Below are 20,313 nucleotides of genomic sequence, written 5' to 3' on the forward strand. Positions count from 1 at the left end.
CCATTGACCCGCTACCAATCCGGAGCGGGCGTGGCTCTTGCCGGTTGGGTCAGCCCAGCGCCTCGGAAAGCGCCTGGTAATCCGCCAGCCCATGATGCGCGCCCAGGCTCTCCTGCCAGCGCTCGGCGAACCGTGCCCGCAAGGCATCGCTCACCTCCGCCCGGCCGCGCCCGGCCTTGCCGTCACTCACCTTGTTCGACGCCCCGCCCTCTGGCAGGCCACAGGCGGCATCCCTCGCCGCGCGCACCAGGTTATCGTCGAACTGCCCGGCATGGGCCTTCATGAAGGCAAAACCCGCCTGCTCTGTCGCCACATCCAGCCGCGCCTGATCCGCCTTCACCCCGATGAACCGCGCCACATCCGCCACCACGCCGGGCAGATCGCGCTTCATCCGCTCATAGCTCAAGAGCATCACCTCCTCGCGGTCGCGCTCGGCCCACCACGAGGCCGCATGCCCCCAATAGCTGTCTTCCTCCGGGCGGCTCAGCACATAGTCGCCGAATGCCTCGACCGAAATCATCCCCCTCTCAAAGAACCATCCCTCCATGAACCGGAAAAAGGACAGGAACGCATCCAGCGGGTCGCGGAACACGACGATATAGCGCGCGCCTTTCGGCACCTCCTGCCATCGCAGGTGGCTCTTGAAGGCCCGTGGCTCCGCCGCCTGTTCGGCCTCCAGATCAATCCCCAGGTCATGCGCCAGTTCGATCCACGGCACCACTTCCGTGATCTCGGCAAACGCCATGTCGCCGCCCGTGCGCAGCCCGTGCACGATCTGCTGCATCCAGGTGGTGCCGCATTTGGCATAAGGTGAAATGATCACGTCCGACGCCCTCGGCCGGAAGCGCAGCCCCTTCGCATATCCCTCCCCGGTCGCAAAGCGCGCCGTGGCGGCCAGAAATCCGGTCATGCTGCGGGGACGGGCGGCGCTCACCGCCCCGTATCCAGCGCCGCACTCAGCAAGGTCCGCGTATATTCCGTGCGGGGCCGTTCGAACACATCCTGCGCCGTGCCCGCCTCCACGATATCGCCCTGCTTCATCACGATCATCTTGTGGCTCATCGCCCGTACCACCTTCAGATCATGACTGATGAACAGATAGGCCAGCCCGTATTTCTTCTGCAATGCGCGCAACAGGTCCACGATCTGCACCTGCACCGTCATATCCAGCGCGCTTGTCGGCTCATCCAGCACCACCATCTTGGGCCGCAGGATCATTGCCCTCGCAATCGCGATCCGCTGCCTCTGCCCGCCTGAAAACTCATGCGGATAACGGTGCATCATCGCGGGGTCCAGCTCCACCTCGCGCATCACCTCGGCCACCAGATCGCGCCTGGGCCGCCCGTCGCCCCGGTCGCCATGCACGCCGAGCCCCTCTGCAATGATCTGCTCGCAGGTCATGCGCGGGGAGAGGCTCCCGAACGGGTCCTGAAACACAATCTGCATATCCGCCCGGCGGCGGCGCAGCGCGCGTGTGGACCAGCCATGCACATCCTCGCCATCAAATCGCAGACCGCCCTCCGAGCCGATCAGCCGCATGATCGCCAGCGCCAGCGTCGTCTTGCCGGACCCGCTCTCGCCCACGATGCCCAGCGTCTCGCCTGCGCGCACGGTGATCGTCGCGTCATTGACGGCCTTCACATGGCCCACCGTCCGCTTGAGGAACCCGCGCTGGATCGGAAACCAGACCTTCAGGTTCTGCGTCTCGATCAGCGTTTTCGCCTTCTGCGGCACCGGCTCCGGCGCACCCGACGGTGCTGCGGCCAACAGCTTTTGCGTATAGGGATGCTGCGGATTGGCAAAGATCTCCTTCGTCGGGCCCGTCTCGACGATCATCCCGTCCTTCATCACACAGACCTTGTCGGCGATCCGTTCCACCACGCCCAGATCATGGGTGATGAAAAGAAGCCCCATATTCTCGCGGCGCTTCAACTCCGCCAGCAGCTCCAGGATCTGCGCCTCGATCGTCACATCCAGCGCCGTGGTCGGCTCGTCCGCGATCAGGATGTCGGGCTTGTTGGCCAGCGCCATGGCGATCATCACCCGCTGCCGCTGCCCGCCGCTCAACTGATGCGGCAGCGCAGTCAGCCGGCTTTCAGGGTCGCGGATGCCCACCTTGGTCAACAATTCGATGATCCGCTCGCGGGCGGCGTCCCCGGTCAGCCCCTGATGCAGCTCCAGGCTCTCCCTGATCTGCTTTTCCAGCGTGTGCAGCGGGTTGAGCGAGGTCATCGGCTCCTGAAAGATGAAGCTGATATCGTTGCCCCGCACCTTGCGCAGCAGCCTCTCATCGGCGCCGACCATCTCCTGCCCGTCATATTTGACCGAGCCCTGCACCTCCGCATTCGCCCCAAGCAGGGACACGGTGGAAAGCGCCGTCACCGACTTGCCCGAGCCGCTTTCACCCACCAGCGCCACCGTCTCGCCCCGGTCCACGGTAAAGCTGATCCCGTGAACGCAGGCCACGGTCTGCCCGTCCTGGCGGAACGCGATGCCAAGGTTGTTGACCTCCAGCAGGCTCATGAAAACGTCTTCCTGGGGTCAAACGCATCCCGCACGCCTTCGAAGATGAAGACAAGCAGCGACAGCATGATGGCAAAGGCGAAAAACGCGGTAAAGGCCAGCCAGGGCGCCTGCAGGTTCTGCTTGGCCTGCAATGTCAGCTCGCCCAGCGACGGCTCTGTCGAAGGCAGCCCGAAGCCGAGAAAATCCAACCCCGCCAGCAGGCTGATCATCGAGGTGATGACAAAGGGCATCATCGTCAGCGTCGCCACCATCGCATTGGGCAGCATATGGCGGAACATGATCGTCAGGTTGCTCACCCCCAGCGCCTTCGCGGCGCGCACATATTCCAGGTTCCGCGCCCGCAGGAACTCGGCCCGTACAACGCCGACAAAGGAAATCCAGCCAAAGAAAATCACGATCCCCGCCAGAAGCCAGAAACTTCGCGGCAGGATCGCGAAAAGGATGATGATCACATAAAGCTGCGGCGTCGAGGACCAGATCTCGATGATCCGCTGGAACAGCAGATCCAGCAGCCCGCCGAAATACCCCTGCAGCGCCCCGGCGAAAATCCCGATCACCGTGCAGGCCGCCGTCACGATCAGCGTGAACATCACCGACAGCCGGAAGCCATAGATGACCCGCGCCAGCACATCGCGCTTGGTGTCATCCGTGCCCAGCAGGTTCTGGCCGTCGGGGGGCAGCGGGGCCGCCCCGGGGCGGTCCACAGAGGTGTCATAGCTATAGGGGATGATCGGCCACAGCGCCCAGCCCTTGTTGATCGTCTCGCCATTGACCACGCCATCCTCTGCATCTTCCAGAATGCCCTCCGGGTCGTCAAAACAGTCTTCCAGCCCACCCGAGGCAATCAGGCACCGCACCTCCGGGTCCCGGTACACGGCCTCGGTCTCGAAATCCCCGCCAAAGGCCGTCTCGGGATAGAATTTCATGATCGGCATGTAAAATTCGCCCTGGTACTTCACCAGGATCGGCTTGTCATTGGCCACGAACTCGGCACAAAGTGCGACGCCGAACAGCACCGCGAAGATCCACAAGGACCAATAGGCGCGGCGGTTGCGCTTGAAATTGCGCCAGCGGCGCTGGTTGAGCGGAGACAGTGCCATTACCGTGCTCCCCTCCGCCACCAGACCCGAGAAAATTCGTACGAATTTTCTAGGCCACCGCCCATCCGGAGCCACATCGGGCTGATGTCACGCAACACGGTCATCACCCCTCCCGCCGCTCGAAATCGATGCGCGGATCGACCAGCACATACATCAGGTCGCTCAGGATATTGACCACAAGGCCGATAAGCCCAAAGAGGAACAGCGTGCCGAACATCACCGGATAATCCCGGCTCAGCGCTGCCTCAAAACCCAGCCGCCCCAGCCCGTCCAGAGAGAAGATCGTCTCGATCAGAAGCGAGCTGCCAAAAAACACCCCCATGAAGGCCGCCGGAAAGCCCGCGATCACGATCAGCATCCCGTTGCGGAAGACATGGCCATAAAGCACCCGCCCTTCACTCAGCCCCTTGGCCCGCGCGGTCATCACATAATGCTTCTTGATCTCGTCGAGGAAACTGTTCTTCGTGAGCAGCGTCAGAAAGGTGAAGGCCGAAATGCTCGACGCCACCACCGGCAGCGTGATGTGCCACAGATAATCGGTGATCTTGCCAAAGAGCGTCAATTGCTCCCAATTGTCCGAGGTCAGACCCCTCAGCGGGAAAATCTGCCAATAGCTGCCCCCGGCAAAGAGCACCACCAGAAGGATCGCAAACAGAAAGGCCGGGATCGCATAGGCCGCGATGATGATACCCGAGGTCCAGCTGTCAAAGGAGGTCCCGTCTTGCACCGCCTTGCGAATGCCCAGCGGGATCGAGATGAGATATGCAATCAGCGTCGACCACAGCCCCAGCGAGATACTCACCGGCATCTTCTCCAGCACCAGCTCGGTCACCTCGATCTTGCGGAAATAGCTCTCGCCAAAGTCGAACCGCGCGTAATTCCACAGCATGTTGAGGAACCGCTCCAGCGGCGGCTTGTCGAGGCCAAACTGCTCTTCCAGCTCCTTGATCAGCTCCGGTGGCAGGCCCCGCGCGCCCATATAGCGGCTATCGACCTCCGCCGCGAGCTCCTGCCCGCTATCGTTGCCAGACCCCGAGAAGCTTTCGAACACATCGCCCTGCCCCTGCATATTGGCGATCATCTGCTCCACCGGCCCGCCCGGAAGGAACTGCACCAGGGCAAAATTGATCACCAGAATCCCGAACAGCGTCGGGAGGATCAGCATCAGCCGCCGCAGGATATAGGCCCCCACTCAGTCAGCCCTCCCCACTGCCGTAGGGTGCGTGATCTCACGCACCTTACCCCGGTCCGCCTGGCGTGCTCGGCTCACCTGAGCGCCCCCGCCTCTTTCAGCTTCGCGGCCTTTTCTTCGTTGTACCACCAGAAATCCAGCACGCCCAATGCGTATCGGGGCAACTCTTCGGGATGCTCATACATATCCCAATAGGCCACCCAGTATTCGGGGTTGTACCAGGTCGGGATCATGAACCGCTCATAGCGCAGCGCCCGGTCCAGCGCCATCAGCGCCGCATCCTGATCCTCCCGCGTGGTGGTTTCCAGCGAGGCGTCGATAATCGCATCGACCATCGGACTGGCCAGCCCCGCCGGGTTGAACAGGCTGAACGCCGCCTCCTTGGAGCCGTACATCTGGTGCAGCCCCGTGCCCGCCTCCAGGAAGGGGCGGTAATTGTCGAAGACAAGATCGTAATCGCGCTCCCGGTTGCGCAGCGTGTATTGCGACGGGTCGACCTTCTCATAACTCGCGTCGACCCCCATCTTCTGCAGATTGCCGATATAGCTCTCCACCACCGCGCCCAGCGTCGCCGCCCCAGAAGAGATGATCGGGAAGTCGATGGTCAGCACCTCCCCCGCCGCATTGCGCCGCAACCCATCATCGCCCACGGTCCAGCCCGCCTCGTCCAAGAGCTTCATCGCCTTTCGCAGATTGCGCCGGTCGTTCAGCCGCTCGGGCTTGGAGCTGTGCGCCATCACCGCCTCTTCGCTCAGCATCTCCGGCGGGATCACATCACCGAGGGATTTCAGCAGCTCCAGCTCTGCCCCCTCCGGCACCCCCTTGGCCTCCAACGGGCTGTCCTGCACGAAGGAGTGGCGCTGCTTGAACAGGCCAAACTGAAGGCTTTCATTGGTCCACTCGAAATTATAGGCGAGCGCCAGCGCCTTGCGCACGCGCACATCCTTCAGCGTCTCCCGCCCGAGGTTGAAAACGATGCCGGTCGGCGTCGGCGGCGTCCCATCGGGCAGCGCCTTTTTCACGACCCATCCGTCCTTCAGCGCCGGAAAATCATAGCCCGTCGCCCATTGCTTGGAATTGCTCTCGGCGCGGAACGTGTATTCGCCCGCCTTGAACGCCTCGAACGCCGCGCTGTCATCGGCGAAATACTCGATCCGGATCATATCGAAGTTATGCCGACCCTTGTTGATCGGCAGGTGCCAGCCCCAGTAATCGGGATTGCGCTCATAGACGATCCGCCGGTTCACATCGACCGAATAGACCTGATAGGGCCCCGAGCCCACCGCCGCATCCAGCCGCGGCTCATCCAGCCGCGCGCCGGTTTCCTCATACCATTTCTTCGGAAACACCGGCGTGCCGCCCACCTGATCAATCAGCGACCGGCGCGAGATGCCTTCCGCGAAGGTGAACTTGACCCGGTGATCGTCCAGCGCCTCTGCGCTCAACACCCGGCGCTTGACCGCCTCGGCATAGCTTTTCAGCCCCTGCTCCAAAAACAGGTTATGCGAAAACACCACGTCATGCGCGGTGACCGGCGTGCCATCGGCAAACTTTGCTTCGGGGCGCATGTTGAAAATGACCCAGGTCTTGCCCTCGTCATATTCCAGGCTTTCGGCCAGAAGCCCATAGCCCTCGCCATAGACATCCGCCGGCACGCCGCCACCGCTGGCCGGCATCTCGCCCAGAAGGCTTTCATAGACCATCCAGGAATAGCGCCCGGCGCGGCCCTTGCGCGAATAGGGGTTCATCGAATCAAACGTGCCCGGGGCATAAAGCGCGATCTCGCCCCCCTTGGGGGCGTCGGGGTTCACATAGTCGAAATGCGTGTAATCCGCCGGATAGGTCAGATCACCGAAATAGGAATAGCCGTGGCTCTTGATGATCTTGTCCTGCGCCAGTGCAAGGCTCGCCCAAAGTGCGGCCAGCGACAGCGTGACAAGGGCGGCAATCCTGGGGATGGGGTTCGTCTTCGCGTCGGCCCGGCTTTGGGCCCGCCTGCGGGTGTCGATCATACTCACCTCCTGTTGTCGCCCCTTGATGTGGCGCTTTTTGTCTCGACCGCAAGGTAGAAAGGGGCGGCGGCACATTCAAGCGCTCATCCGGGGCCATGCCGGGCAAACCGGCCGCCAGACGCAAAAAAGCCGCCAACCCGGACCGGATCGGCGGCTTTTGAAGGTGCTTTCAGGCGCGGATCAGTTGGCCACGCTCTCCAGATAGGCAATCACGTTGGCCCGGTCCTCTTCCTTTTTCAGACCGGCAAAGGCCATCTTGGTGCCCGGCGCAAAGCCTTTCGGGTTTTCCAGGAAGGCGTTCAGCGTGTCGGCAGTCCAGGTTTCGGCCACGGCCGAGAGGCTGCCCGAATACCGGAACCCGTCCACCGAGTCGACCGCGCGACCGACCACACCATAAAGGTGCGGGCCGACGCCGTTCTTGCCGTCTTCCAGCTTGTGGCAGGCCTTGCACTTGTTGAAGACCTTCTTGCCCTTGTCCGCGTCCGCAGCCGCGACCACGGCGGCAAAGCCCGCCGCATCGGCACTGGCCGCTTCCTCTGCCGCAGGCTCCTCAGCCGCTGCTTCCTCGGTGGCCGCTTCTTCCGCCGCAGGCTCTGCCGCCGCTTCCTCTGCCGGGGCCGAGGCCAGCTCGACCCGGTCGCCGTCCAGCAGATCGAGATACAGAATCACATCCGCGCGGTCCTCAGCCTTCTTCAGACCCGAGAAGGCCATCTTGGTGCCCGGCGCAAAGCCTTTGGGGTTTTCCAGGAAGGCATTCAGCTCTTCCACACCCCAGACCTGCGCCACCGCCTGCATCGCGCCGGAATAGGCAAAGCCGTCTGCCGTGCCCACGTCACGCCCGACCACACCATAAAGGTAGGGGCCGGTGGCATTCTCGCCCTTTTCCAGCTTGTGACAGGCCTTGCACTTGCCAAACACCTTGGCGCCCGACGCTTCGTCCGCCGCTGCATAAAGCGTGGCCAGATCGGGGCCTTCTTCAGCCGCCTCGTCGCCGCCATGATCGTCGCCGGTGTCAATCACATAAGCCTGATGGTGATCATCGCCTTTGCCATGCCCACCGCCCATCGCATACAACGATTCGGACACCCATTTGCCCACCAGGAAAACCAAGAGTGCACCGCACAGAGCTCCTACGAGCTTTGTCATCGTCATCGTGTCAAACATAAGACCCGTCCATATCAAGTTTCTGGGGGCGTATGTATCCGCTTCCCCCCCGGGTGCGCAAGGTGTAGTTTCCGCGACCAAACGCCCGACCTCGGGCCAGGGAACAGGAACACGTCCGATGACCAAACGCATTGCCTTTCAGGGCGAGCTCGGGGCCTATTCGCACCAGGCCTGCCATGAGACCTATCCCGAGATGGAGGCCCTGCCCTGCCGCACCTTCGAGGATGCGATGGAAGCGGTCCGCTCGGGCGAGGCGGAACTGGCCATGCTGCCGGTCGAAAACTCCACCTTCGGACGCGTCGCCGACATTCACCACCTGCTTCCGCAATCGGGGCTGCATATCATCGGCGAGGCTTTCGTGCGCGTGCATATCAACCTGCTGGCCCTGCCCGGCACCGCGCTGGACACGGTCGAACGCGCCATGAGCCACACCATGCTGCTGGGCCAGTGCCGCGCCTTTCTGGAGGCCAACGGCATCCACCGCGTCACCGGCGCCGACACCGCCGGCTCGGCGCGCCATGTCGCCGAACAGGACGACCCGACGCTGGCTGCTCTCGCCTCGGAACTGGCGGGCGAGATTTACGGGCTTGACGTGCTGGCCCGCCATATCGAGGACGAAGGCAACAACACCACGCGTTTTCTGGTGATGTCGCAAACGCCCGATTACACGCGCCGCGGCGAGGACGGGATGATGACCAGCTTTGTCTTCCAGGTCCGCAACATCCCCGCCGCGCTCTACAAGGCGATGGGCGGGTTCGCCACCAACGGCGTGAACATGACCAAGCTGGAAAGCTACATGGTGGGCGGCTCGTTCAGCGCCACGCAGTTCTATGCCGATATCGAAGGCCACCCCGAGGATCCGGCAGTGAAACGCGCGCTGGACGAACTGGACTACTTCACCTCCGACATCACCATGCTGGGCGTCTATCCCGCCGATCCGGGGCGGCACTGATCCGCCGCCTCGTCAGGCCGGAACCGGCGTGCTCTTTGCAAAGGCCACTTTGCCCCGCCGCACCGTCTCGACAACCGTGCAATCGGCCAGGGCCTGCGCATGCATCAGCGGATTGCGGTCCAGAATGGCGAAATCCGCGATCTTGCCCGGCGTGATCGAGCCTCTCTGATCCTCCTGGAACACCTGCCAGGCGGCGTCGATGGTCTGCGCCTTCAGCGCCGACAGAACCGGGATTCTCTCCTCCTCGCCCAGCAACCGCCCGCTCGCGGTCCGGCGGTTGACCGCGCAATGCGCCAGGTGCAGCGGCCGCGTCGGCGTCACCGAGGCGTCATTGTGAAGCGTATAGCGCAGCCCGACCCGCTCGGCCGTGCCCGCGGGCGAAATCCGCTCGGCCCGCTCCGGGCCTAGGAAGGTATCGTAATGCCGGTCGCCCCAGAAATGGATATGAGCCGAGAAGAAGCTGACCGTCATGCCAAGCTCGACCATGCGGCGCATCTGATCCTCGCGCAGCACCTGCCCGTGAATCACCGTGTGCCGGTGATCCTGCCGGGGATGCGCCGCCTGCGCGGCCGCGACCGCCTCTATGAAGGCCTCGCTGCCCGCATCGCCATTGCAATGGCAATGGATCTGAAAGCCCATCCGGTGCAGCTTGAGCACCTCCGCACACAGCACCTCGCGATCCGTATAGGCCATGCCACAGGGCGCCTCGGGGTTCGACACCTTGTGATAGGGCCTGCTCAGAAAAGCGGTCTGAAGCTGAAACGCCCCGTCGGTAAACAGCTTGCGCGGACCCAGCGTGACATAGGCGCTCGGCGGCCAGTCAAACGCCTCCGGACCCTGGCTCAGACCCGGCTCCAGCTCACCAATGGGCAGCAACAGCAGGTCGATCCCCGGATCGCGCCCTTCGGGCAGACTGGCAAAATGCTCCAGCATCTCGCGCGTGGCCCAGGCGTTCTGCGCATAGGTCACCCCATGCGCGAGATACTCGTCGCGGCAGGCGTCGAACCCTTGCCAGAACCGCGCCCGGTCGATCAGGAAATCGGTGTCGCCCATCTCGCCCATCGCCGACAGCCCCTCGATGAGGCCGGTCAGCGCGCCGGTTTCCGGGTCTCGCCCATACCGGCCCCCGGCAGGGTCCGGCGTGTTCCGGCCAAGCCCCTGCCTGCGCAGCGCATGGGAATTGGCCACGCCATTATGGCCCGACGCATGCAGCACCCAGACCGGATGCTCGGTCGAGACGGCGTCCAGCTCCGCGCGCGTCGGCATCCGGCCCTCGGCAATCGCGGTATTGTCGAACAGAACGCCCATCACCCACTCGCCGCGCGGCGTCGCGGCCGCCTTCTGCGCCAGCCGCGCCAGGGCCGTCGCCATATCGGCACAGTCCCCGCGCGGCGGCGCGGCCAGATCGACCCGAAACAGCCGGATGAACCCGGGATCGGGAAAATGCCCATGCGGGTCGATAAAGGCGGGCATCATCGTGCGCCCGGCCAGATCGACCTCTTCGGCCCCCGGCGACAGCAGCGCGCGCAGCGCCTCCGCCGGGCCGACCGCCAGGATACGATCCCCCTCGGTCAGCACCGCCTCCACACTCGGCTGTGCGTCATCCATCGTCAGGATCGTGCCGCGACTATAGAGCGTCTGCCCGTTACCCATCTCTGCCCTCCCCGCCGGGGTCTATCCCAAAGAGACCCTCCGCGCCATCTCGGGCGCGAAGGGCCGGAGCCGTGACCCGGGAGCCGGTCACACCATCCACCAGCGCTCCATGATACGCCGGCCGTCGAACCCACGAACCCAACTCAGGTCGCCGTGGGCGATCTTCTCGTTGCGGGCATGCACCTCGTTGGCGAACATCGGGACGATATTGCCCCCCTCGTCGCGCAGGATCACCTGCATCTCGCGATACATCTCGGCGCGCAGCCCCTCGTCCAGCTCCGCCCGGGCCTGCACCAGAAGTTCGTTGAACCGCGGGTGATCCCATTGCGTGTCATTCCACGCCGCCCCGGCGGCAAACCCGGTCGAGAACATCGTGTCCTCGGTCGAATACCCGCCCCAATAGCTCGCGCTCCACGGCTTTTTCATCCACACATCGGACCAGTAGCCATCGTTCGGCTCGCGCACCACGTTGATGTTGATGCCCGCCGCCTTGGCCGACGCCTGGAACAGCACCGCCGCATCCAGCGCCCCGCTATAGGCCGCATCCGAGGCGCTCAGGTTGATCTCGATATCGCCCAGCCCCGATTTCTCGTAATGATGGCGGGCCTTGTCGGGATCGTACTCAAGCTGCTCGATATCCGCCGCGTGATAGCGATAGGACGGCCCGATCGGATGGTCATTGCCCACCACCCCGTGGCCGAACAGGATCTTGTCCACGATCTCCTGCCGGTTGATCGCGTATTTGAGCGCCTGGCGCAGATGCAGATTGTCGAACGGCGCCACTTTCGTGGCCATCGGGAAGGTATAGTGCAGCGGCCCCGCGCCTTCCTCGATCACCACGCCCGGCGTACGCGACATCAGCGCCAGCGTCTTCAGTTCCACCCGGTCGATGCAATCCACCTCGCCGGTGATCAGCGCGTTCTGGCGCGCGGCCGGATCGGTGATCGAATGCAGCTCGACCGAGTCGGCATGTGCCGCCCCGTCCTTCCAGTAATTCGGGTTGCGCTCGAACTCATAGCGCTGGCCCGGCTGTTCGGTCTTCAGGATATACCCGCCCGAGCCGCCCGCCTTCCAGTCGATGCCGCCATCCTTGGCCGGATAGATGCCAAAGGTGGCCTCGTTGAAGTTGAACGGGAAATCCGCATTGCCGTTCTCAAGCGTGAAGACAACCGTATTGCCGTCGGCGCTGATATCGGTCACCGCCGCCATCACCGGCTTACCAACCGACTTGGAGTCGTCGCCGCGGTGATAGTTGATCGAGGCAATCACATCCTCGGCGGTCATCGTCTTGCCATTGTGGAACTCGACCCCGTCGCGCAGCTTGAACGTCCAGACCCGCGCATCGGGCGACGACCCCCACTCGGTGGCAAGCGATCCCACCAGATTGCCCTGCGCATCAAGTTCGGTCAGCGTGTTGGCCACGCCATAGGCCACCACCCATTGCAGACCATTGGTCAGCGTCGCCGGGTCCAGCGTGTCGGACGTGGCGCCATGCCCCATGGCAAGCCGCATATGCCCGCCCTTGACCGGCGTGGCGGCATGGGCCTTGTCAAACAGACCTGCCCCGACACTCAGCGCCATACCCAGGGCCGTGCTCCGCCCAAGAAACTCGCGTCGAGACATGCGGCCCTTCTGGGCCTCACGGATCAACCATTGTGCATGCTTTTCCTGTGCCGTCATTTTCTTTCTCCCCAAATGTGCCGGCCGCAAGGCCGCGCCATGGCCTGAGATTTGGAAAAAAGCTTGATTCTGAAAACTTCGCGGATGTACGCTATTGTTAGCGATCTGACGCTATATACCTGCAACCCGCGAACCATATACCATCGTGTCCGACACTTTCCCGAAAAACCTGCGCAGCCTCTGCGCCGAGTATGGCTCGATCGCCGAGGTTTGCCGTGGCGTCGGGATCAACCGGCAGCAATTCAGCCGCTATCTCAGCGGCGCCGGGATGCCCTCCGCCCATAACCTGCGCCGCATCGCCCGTTACTTCTCGATCAGCGAGGCCGACCTGTTCGCCAACCACCAGGACTTCACCCAGCGGCATATCCTCAACCAGAAGCGGGCGGCGCACGGTCCCGTGGACCTGATGATCGGGCCGTTCCGCGATCAGGCCAAGCTGCTGCGCCGCTACCTCGGCTTCTATCACGGCCATTTTCAGACCCCTTCCTGGGACAACATGGTGCTGCGCAGCCTGGTGTGGCTCTATGAAAAGGACGGGTTCGTGATGACCCGCTCTCTGGAACGGGTAACCGCCGCCGATGGCAGCATACGGCAGAAATCCCGTTACGAAGGCATGGCCATGCAAAGCGGAAACCGGATTTACGTCATCGAGCAGGAGCTTGCCCGCGAAGGCTCGGTCGTGGAAACGATCCTGACCCCCTCGCACCGGCAGCAGGTCAAATATCTGCGCGGGCTGACCATGGGCGTGGCCTGGCGCCCGCATGTCATGCCCTACAGCTCCCGCGCCATCTGGAAGCGCATCGAAGACCGGGTCGCGGCGCGTGACGCCTTGCTGGCCTGCGGCGCCTTCCCTCTCGAAAGCCGCGACATCGATCCGACCATCCGCAGCTTTCTCAGGGACGATCCCGCCACCGACAGCCCCGCATCGCCGCGCAACATCTTGGTATAGCGCCACACGCGCCCGCTGGCCCCGTCACGCCGCCACGATATGGCTGTGACCGAAGTTGAGCGGATAATGGCACAGCTCGCGATGCAGCCGGTGGGTGCCGCGCTCGAAGACATAAAGATTGCGCATATAGCCTGCGACCACGTAAAACTCCTGCCCCGGCAGCAACGCGATCCCGCAGGGATATTGCAGGCCGATGGGCTGGCACTCGGTCCGGTGCTTCAACGCGCCGCTGCCCGCGTCGAACACCATCACCGTATGGGTCGCCGGATAGCTTGCAATCACCTCCTCATGCGCCTCGTCAAATTCGATGCTCAGACCGTGGCGCATCAGCGTGCGCGCCGCGGCCGTGCCCACCTCGACCAGACGCCCCGACGCCGTGTTCACCCGCACCGTCGGCGCCACCGCATAGCTGGTGCCCTCCGAATTGGTCGGATCGGCATCATGCGCCGCCGCCTGCCCCTTGAAAAAATGCCGGTCCTCGCCCTCTCCGATCAGCTCCGCCTGAATCGCGAAGATCGTTTCCCTGTCACGGGCGCACAGGTGGCGCAGTTGCTCCCGCGCATTGCCAAGATACTTGTCCACCAGCTTGCCGCTCTCCATCTCGACCACCGTGATCGACGGCTCCACGATATGCCGTGGCAGGCCATAATCGGTCTCCCCCGGCGCGACGGTCGAGCCGTAATTGGCAATCGCGGCATGTGAGCCGTCGCTCAGGATCCTGATCTCATGCGGCGCGATCCCGTGGGTCGAAAAATCGCCCACGATCTTCAGGCTGCGCGGGTCGCGCAGGGTCACATGCCCGAAATGATCCTGCGGTTTACCGCTATAGGGCCGTTTCGGCGCGCGCTCGGTCACCGCCACCAGATCATTGCCCAGAAACGCGCCATGCCCGCCGCCGATCCAGTATGGCCTTACCGGTTTGCCCAGGGCGATCCGGTCCAGGGTCTTGGGGTCGAAAGCCACATAGGTGTCACGCTCCATCGACCCGAAAAAGCCCAGCCTCTTGTCCGGGCTGATCGCAATGTCATGGCCGCGCACCGGAAACAGCGCCTGCCGCACCGACCCGTCAAACCCGAACCGGGTCAGCATTGTGATGTTCTGGTCATAGCCCTTGGGGATGGCCCTGCGCATCCTCGGATGCTCCAGCACCGGCACGCCTTGATACTTCGCCAGCCAGGGCGCATAGCCCGGAATATAAAGGTCGATGCCCGAAAGGTCTGGCGGCGCGGCCTGCTGTGTCGCGCCAAACGCCAGGCGATCCGCGCCGCCCAGGCGGGGCGCATCGCACCCCGCCAGCACCGCTGAAACCCCGCCCGCCAGCACGAACTCACGGCGTTTCATCCTGGTCATCGGCTCAGCCCTCGCCGCCGCCGCCTCCACCGCCGCCACCTCCGCCGCCGCCTTCACTCCCCATGGCGGGTGCGGGGATCGGCGGGGCACTGGCAATCGACGCTTCACCAATGCGGATACACTCGGCGCGCGAGCCGCATTTCTGCCTCTGACCGTCAGGGGTGAGTACCGTCATCGTCGTGATTTCCGGGTTATACCTCATGCCATAAGATGTGGTCGCAAATACTGTGTCATCCTCGTAGCTTTCGGTCACAATCTCAAAGCTGTATCCATCGATTGTAATCACTTCAGACTCTGTATTCGGGTTCACCGAGCTTGTGCCTTTTTCCATCCCCGCACAGCCCGCAAGACCGCCAAAGCACACAGCCGCAATCAGCAAGCACGCTGACTGTCGGCGGGGCCGAAGAGTGCTGATGAATGTCATTTGAATATCCTTTCCATTCCCTCAAATCCGCCCCCGCGCTGGTGTCGGCCGCGTCACGATCGGCCGATGCGGGGGTAGGTATGAGTATGCCGGGCAAGGACGGCGCCGAGAATCCGCAGCGCTACGTAGAAAGGCTACGTAGTGATACGGATCGACAAACCGGGGGGCAGATGCGCTACTCTGAAAGTGCGACGTCATTCCCAAGCAAGGTGCCCCCTTGACCCAAGGCTCCCCTGCAATGACCCCGCCCGCCCCCGTGCGGGCTCCGCGCTGGTTGCCCCTGCTGGGGCTTGCGGCGGGGCTGGCCTATCTGCTGATCATGCAGTTTGCCGGCGCCCTGCTTGGCGACACATCGCCGGACTACCCCTTTGACATACGCCCCGTCAGCTATACCGGCCCGGCCGGGGACATGACCTGTGCTCTGGCGGACAGCACGGCGCCTCCGCTCGATCGCACCACCTTTGTCTCCGGCTATGGCATGACGCCGGATGTCTTTGCCATCCGCCTCGCCTCCGGGCCCGCGGACCCCGTTCTGGTGCTCCGCGCGGTGCCCGACAGCGCGGCCCTGCTGACCTGCCGCAACGGTGTCGCCGCATCGCCACCGGTTGCGCAGGGCGAGGCATTCCCCGCCTCCCGGCGGGTCTTCGCGACCCCCCTGATCGCCTTTCCCCTGGCCGCTCCGCACGCCGAGACAACCTACCTGCTTCATGTCGTGCAGGGGGCGGCGCTGGCCTTTCCCCTGATCGTGCAGACCCGCGAGGGGTTTCTGTCCGACACCGACAAGCGGCTGAAACTGCATATCGCCTTCACCAGCATCATCGCCTTCATGGTGATGTACAACATCATCCTCAGCGCCCTGACCGGCCAGCCCGCCTTTGTCTTCAATGCGCTCACCATCGCCAGCTTTCTGCTGCTGGGCCTTATCCTCAACGGTCTCGGCGCTCTCTATCTCTGGCCCGAGCGGCCCGCCCTGACCAACCCTTTGGTGATCGTCGGGCTGTCCGGGGCCACCCTGTTTGCGCCCTTCTATGTCTTCCGCTTCCTCGTCCCCGAGGATCAGCCGCTGCTCGCCAGTGGCCTGCGCCTGCTGATCTGGCCCGTGGTCTCGGCGGTCCTGGTCCTGCTCGCGCTGGTCACACCTTATTATTATTACGCCCTGCCGATCACGGCCTGGTGGATCCTCTTCGTCATCGTGGCGTTGATCCGGCTACTGCGCTCCGCCCGCGTCGGCAATCCGCGGGCGGCGGTCCTGCTCGTGGCGGCGCTCGGGGCCATCGTCCCGGCGATGATCGCGGGCGCCGCCAAGGAATTCTTCGGCCACAGTTTCGGCAGCATGGCCCCGCATCTGAACGAACTGGCCCTGGTCTTCGAGGCAACGCTTTTCACCCTCGCCCTGGCCTATCAGATCCGCCTGGCGCGCTGGCGCGAAATGGACGCCCTGACCGAGCTGAACCTGCATTCGGAACGCGCCCGGCAACAGCTGCTCGATACGATCGACACCGAACGCACGCGGCTCGCCAGCGACCTGCACGATTCCGCCGGGCAGATGCTCGGCCTCATCTCGTCGCGGCTGAAAAAGGCCGCACAGGCTGACGGGCCCGATGCCGGGCACACCGCCGACCTGCTGGAAACCGCCAGTCTGACAAGCGACACCCTCTCGGAAATCCGCCGCATCTCGCACGAGCTGCACCCCGCCACGCTGGCCCATCTCGGGCTTGAAAAGGCGCTTGTCGCGCTCTGCGACGCGGCCAGCGAGGCCGGGCCGGTCCGCATCGACCACCAGCTTTCGTTTGATCCCGAACGGCTCGACGACGGGCAGAACCTGCAAATCTACCGTATCTTCCAGGAACTGATCGCCAACACCATCCGCCATTCAGGGGCCAGCGACGCCATGCTCTAGCTGCATTCCTCAGGCCCCGAATTTCACCTGCGCTTCAGTGACAATGGCCGGGCCGCCGCGCCATCCGCCACACCCCAGGGCATCGGCCGCACCATCCTGAACGAACGCGCGGCGCGGCTCGCGGGCACGCTCACCCTCAAACAGGGCAGGATGGGCATGGTGGCCTCCCTTGTCTTCACCTCTCACACATCGCCATCCGGGGACATGCCGTGACATCCGTGATCATCGCCGACAATCATCCGCTCATCCGCGCCGGCGTGCGCCAGCTGATCGACGCGCATCCCGGCTACCGCCTGCTTGACGAGGCCGGCGATTGCGACGCGTGCCTCTTCAAGGTCCGTGAACTGCGCCCCGACATCCTGTTGCTCGACCTCAACATGCCCGATACCGGCGGCTTCGGCGTGGTGCGGGCGCTCAAGGCGGACAACATCCCCTGCCGGATCGTGATCCTGTCGATGTATTCGACCCGCGAATTCGTTGACGCGGCCCGACAGCTCGGATGCGCCGGCTTCGTCGCCAAAGAGGATGCCGGATCGGAACTGATCGAGGCCCTGAACAACCTGTCCCGCGGCTTCCAGATGAGCAGCTCGGTCGGGCGCGGCGAAAAACCCCTGCACGCGCGCGACCAGACCGACACAGCGCCGATCGCCGGCATGGATCAGCTCACCTGGACGGAATTACGGGTGCTGGCCTCTGTGGCCGCCTCCTCCACCACGCAGGAAATCGCGCAGCGCATGGGCATATCGCCCCGAACCGTGGACACCCACCGTCAGAACATCTCGCGCAAGCTTGACCTCTCGGGGGCCAACAGCCTGGTGCGCTATGCCGCCGAGCACCGCCAACAGATCACCGCCCTGCTGACCGACGCCCGCACCAACCGCGATCACTGACGCGGCGCAGCTCAGCGGCGTGGCCCCCGGGCCCCGCCGCCCCTGATCTGTCCTCTTGGTCCCGGCCGCGCGGGCAAACGCCCGCGCCGATCACCCGCGCCAGATCGGGTTCGACCAGGCCCGGCGTCCAAGCCGGTCGATCACCGCCACACGAATATACGGGCTGTCCTCGAACTTGCGCAGATCGACAGCCGCCCCGCTCAGCGAATGGCCATATTCCACAATCGCCCGGTTGCCCGTGCCCGCCACAACCACCCGCTCAGCGGTCGAACAGCGCACATGCACCGTCTGCCCGTCCAGCGCGATGTCATGTATCTCCGGCCCCTGACTGGCATAGAACTGTCCCGCCTTCAGCGCCGCCAGCAATGCCTCGGGCGTGTTCTCTTCGGCCTTGACCATCACCCAGCCGCCAAAGGCGTCGATCCCGGCAAAATGCGCATCATCCGTCGCGATCAGGGTGATCCTCCGCCCCTGCTCCAGCATCAGCTCGGCCATGTGCATCCCGTCAGGCCGGTCGGCATCGACCGCGCAGGAATGGTTATAGACCTCCACCGCATGCGCCGCCTCGATCTGCATCGCATCGGCCTCGGTCAGCCCCGACCATTGCGGATGCGCAACCGCCACGAAGGCCCCCGCCGCCCGCGCCCGCGCGGCCAACTCCGCCGCGCTCTCCTGTCCCGGCACCGGGGCGAAATCCGGGGAGTTGGACGGTGCGAAATCCGGCGGCAGCCCCACCGCCAGAATATGCCAGATCATCCCGTTTTCCTGCGTACCGGAATGCAGCTCGGCCCCCAGGATCGTGGTAAAGCCGTCCCCACGATATGCCGCCGTGTCGACAATGGGATAGCCGTACAGCCCCACGAAATGATCGGTCAGAGCGATAAAGTCATAGCCTTCCGCCTTGTAACGGCGACACACCTCTTCGGGGCTCAGCCGCCCGTCCGACCGTGTCGAATGCGTGTGAAGATTGCCGCGAAAGAACCGCCCCGGCGCGGTGAAAGCGCTCAGCCCCATGTTCAGGCCCCTTATAGCTCTGGTCTCGGCGACAGAAGCTTATGTTTTCGCGGCCCCGTCAAGCCCCGCGCATGCCCGCCCCGTTCCGCCCGGTGCGCAGCGTGTGGAAAAACTGAAACATTTGGCCCCGGCATGCGCGTCTCACGACGTTGAGAGCGGACGTGTGCCCCCGGTCGAGAAACACCGTTATCGCATTGCTTTCATTGCTTTAATTTTCCTTCAACCCGGATTTTTCCGTGATCGCCTCGCCGCTTCGGCCACGGCGCCGTGATCCGCGTTCACAGAAATGAAATCGCCCGTGACCGGCTTTTCACGCCGTTGCGACCGGCCATTTTCCAGCCGCCTCAAGGCCCCAGATTGTTTGGCAGAGCCGGGGCAGAACGCACCGGCACAACAGACACCCACCCAGGCGGAGACGTCTCCGCAAGAAAGGAAAAGACCCATGCGTAACCTGAGTATTCTGGCCCTGATCGCCGCAACCGCAACCGCCGCCCCCGCCTTGGCCGGCTATGACATCGATGACCGCACCGAGAATGGCGTCTACTCCGCCCTCGACCTCGGTGACCGCGCCGAAGACAACACTTTCGCTCAGGTCGACCTTGGTGACCGTGCCGAAGACAACACCTTCGCACAGGTCGACCTCGGTGACCGCGCCGAAGACAACACCTTCGCTCAGGTCGACCTTGGTGACCGCGCCGAAGACAACACCTTCGCTCAGGTCGACCTCGGTGACCGCGCCGAAGACAACACTTTCGCACAGGTCGACCTTGGTGACCGCGCCGAAGACAACACTTTCGCTCAGGTCGACCTTGGTGACCGCGCCGAAGACAACACTTTCGCACAGGTCGACCTCGGTGACCGCGCCGAAGACAACACCTTCGCGCAAGTCGACCTTGGTGACCGCGCCGAGCGTCTGATCGGCTAATCTCCACTCACTTTAAAACCGAAAAGGGCACCCCACCGGGTGCCCTTTTTGCATGTCTCATTGGTCTGCGGTCAGGACAGGCCGGCTTGCTGCTTCTGATAGCGGTCTTCCAGTTCCTCGGCATACCCCGCCACGCGCTCGCGGAACCGTTTCGACAGCTTGCTGCGCGCCAGCTTCAGGGATTGCACCATCAGCCGCGCCGACAGGGTCTTGGGGCTCAGCTCCACTTCAAGGCTCATCCGCGTGCGCCCGCGCGACAGCGCCACAAGATCAATCGTCATATGCCCGCCCATATTCGGCGAGCGCGATGAGACCACCATGCCCGTCGGCGGGTCGAACTCCGTCAGCTCCACCTGCACCTCGCGCTTGCGTCCACGCAGTTTGAAGGACGCATCCCATTTCATGCCAATCCCGACATCCGCCTTGCTATCGACCCGCTGCACCTCGGCGCCCCGGCGCAGGGCAGACCGTTCAAAGCTTTGAAAATCAGAGAGTTGCTCGAATACAAACTCGATTGGCGCTGCCACATCTTCCTGTGCGGTAAACTGCATGATCCGGCCTCTTTGCTTTATGGTTCAGGCG

General features: G+C 63.7%; 17 protein-coding genes. 5 read left to right on the forward strand and 12 right to left on the reverse strand.

The window, feature by feature from the left end; translation table 11 throughout:
- Positions 1 to 49 precede the first annotated feature (49 nt).
- The 6 genes from EI983_RS14920 to EI983_RS19505 all read right to left on the reverse strand — a co-directional run bounded on the left by EI983_RS14920 (position 50) and on the right by EI983_RS19505 (position 7,916).
- A complete protein-coding gene (locus EI983_RS14920; protein WP_198389309.1) occupies positions 50 to 934 on the reverse strand; it encodes a sulfotransferase domain-containing protein in 885 nt (294 codons plus the stop codon).
- Positions 931 to 2,523 (reverse strand): ABC transporter ATP-binding protein, encoded by a 1,593-nt coding sequence (locus EI983_RS14925; protein ID WP_157708158.1) that lies wholly within the window; start codon positions 2,521 to 2,523, stop codon positions 931 to 933. Before EI983_RS14925 ends, EI983_RS14920 begins: the two co-directional genes overlap by 4 nt.
- Positions 2,520 to 3,626, reverse strand: coding sequence for an ABC transporter permease (locus EI983_RS14930; RefSeq protein WP_157708159.1), 1,107 nt, complete (start codon positions 3,624 to 3,626; stop codon positions 2,520 to 2,522). The genes EI983_RS14925 and EI983_RS14930 overlap by 4 nt, the downstream gene beginning before the upstream one ends.
- 103 nt (positions 3,627 to 3,729) lie before the next feature.
- A complete protein-coding gene (locus tag EI983_RS14935) occupies positions 3,730 to 4,818 on the reverse strand; it encodes a microcin C ABC transporter permease YejB (RefSeq protein WP_157708160.1) in 1,089 nt (362 codons plus the stop codon).
- A gap of 74 nt (positions 4,819 to 4,892) precedes the next feature.
- The gene (locus EI983_RS14940; RefSeq protein ID WP_157708161.1) at positions 4,893 to 6,830 is read right to left on the reverse strand and encodes an extracellular solute-binding protein; all 1,938 of its coding nucleotides are present in this window, start codon (positions 6,828 to 6,830) and stop codon (positions 4,893 to 4,895) included.
- Between the two features lie 180 nt (positions 6,831 to 7,010).
- On the reverse strand, positions 7,011 to 7,916 hold the full coding sequence (locus EI983_RS19505) for a c-type cytochrome (protein WP_343038611.1): 906 nt from the start codon (positions 7,914 to 7,916) through the stop codon (positions 7,011 to 7,013).
- A 196-nt stretch (positions 7,917 to 8,112) separates the two neighbouring features.
- Here EI983_RS19505 and EI983_RS14950 point away from each other — a divergent pair, with 196 nt between their 5' ends.
- On the forward strand, positions 8,113 to 8,946 hold the full coding sequence (locus tag EI983_RS14950; RefSeq protein ID WP_157708163.1) for a prephenate dehydratase: 834 nt from the start codon (positions 8,113 to 8,115) through the stop codon (positions 8,944 to 8,946).
- Positions 8,947 to 8,958: 12 nt separating this feature from the next.
- Here the strand turns inward: EI983_RS14950 and EI983_RS14955 are convergent, their stop codons facing one another.
- Together EI983_RS14955 and EI983_RS14960 are read right to left on the reverse strand one after the other, a co-directional pair.
- Positions 8,959 to 10,599: an amidohydrolase gene (locus EI983_RS14955; protein ID WP_157708164.1), complete on the reverse strand. Its 1,641-nt coding sequence runs from the start codon at positions 10,597 to 10,599 to the stop codon at positions 8,959 to 8,961.
- 87 nt (positions 10,600 to 10,686) lie between these two features.
- The gene (locus tag EI983_RS14960) at positions 10,687 to 12,222 is read right to left on the reverse strand and encodes an ABC transporter substrate-binding protein (protein ID WP_246162197.1); all 1,536 of its coding nucleotides are present in this window, start codon (positions 12,220 to 12,222) and stop codon (positions 10,687 to 10,689) included.
- A 202-nt stretch (positions 12,223 to 12,424) separates the two neighbouring features.
- On the opposite strand from EI983_RS14960, the gene EI983_RS14965 reads away from it, so the two are divergent.
- Entirely contained in the window at positions 12,425 to 13,228 is an 804-nt protein-coding gene (locus tag EI983_RS14965; protein ID WP_157708166.1) for a helix-turn-helix transcriptional regulator, read from the forward strand.
- A 24-nt stretch (positions 13,229 to 13,252) separates the two neighbouring features.
- On the opposite strand, the gene EI983_RS14970 is transcribed toward EI983_RS14965, so the two are convergent.
- Both EI983_RS14970 and EI983_RS14975 read right to left on the reverse strand, forming a co-directional pair.
- A complete protein-coding gene (locus tag EI983_RS14970; RefSeq protein WP_157708167.1) occupies positions 13,253 to 14,578 on the reverse strand; it encodes a DUF1513 domain-containing protein in 1,326 nt (441 codons plus the stop codon).
- Positions 14,579 to 14,582: 4 nt separating this feature from the next.
- Positions 14,583 to 15,002 carry a hypothetical protein gene (locus EI983_RS14975; RefSeq protein WP_157708168.1) on the reverse strand — a complete coding sequence of 140 codons (420 nt, stop codon included), beginning with the start codon at positions 15,000 to 15,002 and terminating at the stop codon, positions 14,583 to 14,585.
- Between the two features lie 238 nt (positions 15,003 to 15,240).
- On the opposite strand from EI983_RS14975, the gene EI983_RS14980 reads away from it, so the two are divergent.
- Together EI983_RS14980 and EI983_RS14985 are read left to right on the forward strand one after the other, a co-directional pair.
- On the forward strand, positions 15,241 to 16,902 hold the full coding sequence (locus tag EI983_RS14980) for a sensor histidine kinase (protein WP_157708169.1): 1,662 nt from the start codon (positions 15,241 to 15,243) through the stop codon (positions 16,900 to 16,902).
- Positions 16,903 to 17,111: 209 nt separating this feature from the next.
- On the forward strand, positions 17,112 to 17,792 hold the full coding sequence (locus tag EI983_RS14985; protein ID WP_198389310.1) for a response regulator transcription factor: 681 nt from the start codon (positions 17,112 to 17,114) through the stop codon (positions 17,790 to 17,792).
- Positions 17,793 to 17,882: 90 nt separating this feature from the next.
- Here EI983_RS14985 and EI983_RS14990 read toward each other — a convergent pair whose 3' ends face one another.
- Complete coding sequence (locus tag EI983_RS14990) at positions 17,883 to 18,806, reverse strand: PHP domain-containing protein (protein WP_157708171.1); 924 nt, start codon at positions 18,804 to 18,806, stop codon at positions 17,883 to 17,885.
- A gap of 442 nt (positions 18,807 to 19,248) precedes the next feature.
- Between EI983_RS14990 and EI983_RS14995 the strand changes: the two genes are divergently transcribed.
- Positions 19,249 to 19,731: a hypothetical protein gene (locus EI983_RS14995; protein ID WP_157708172.1), complete on the forward strand. Its 483-nt coding sequence runs from the start codon at positions 19,249 to 19,251 to the stop codon at positions 19,729 to 19,731.
- 71 nt (positions 19,732 to 19,802) lie between these two features.
- Here EI983_RS14995 and EI983_RS15000 read toward each other — a convergent pair whose 3' ends face one another.
- Positions 19,803 to 20,282: an SRPBCC family protein gene (locus EI983_RS15000; RefSeq protein ID WP_157708173.1), complete on the reverse strand. Its 480-nt coding sequence runs from the start codon at positions 20,280 to 20,282 to the stop codon at positions 19,803 to 19,805.
- Positions 20,283 to 20,313: the final 31 nt, after the last annotated feature.

This window comes from Roseovarius faecimaris (assembly GCF_009762325.1).
In the GTDB taxonomy this organism is placed as follows: domain Bacteria; phylum Pseudomonadota; class Alphaproteobacteria; order Rhodobacterales; family Rhodobacteraceae; genus Roseovarius; species Roseovarius faecimaris.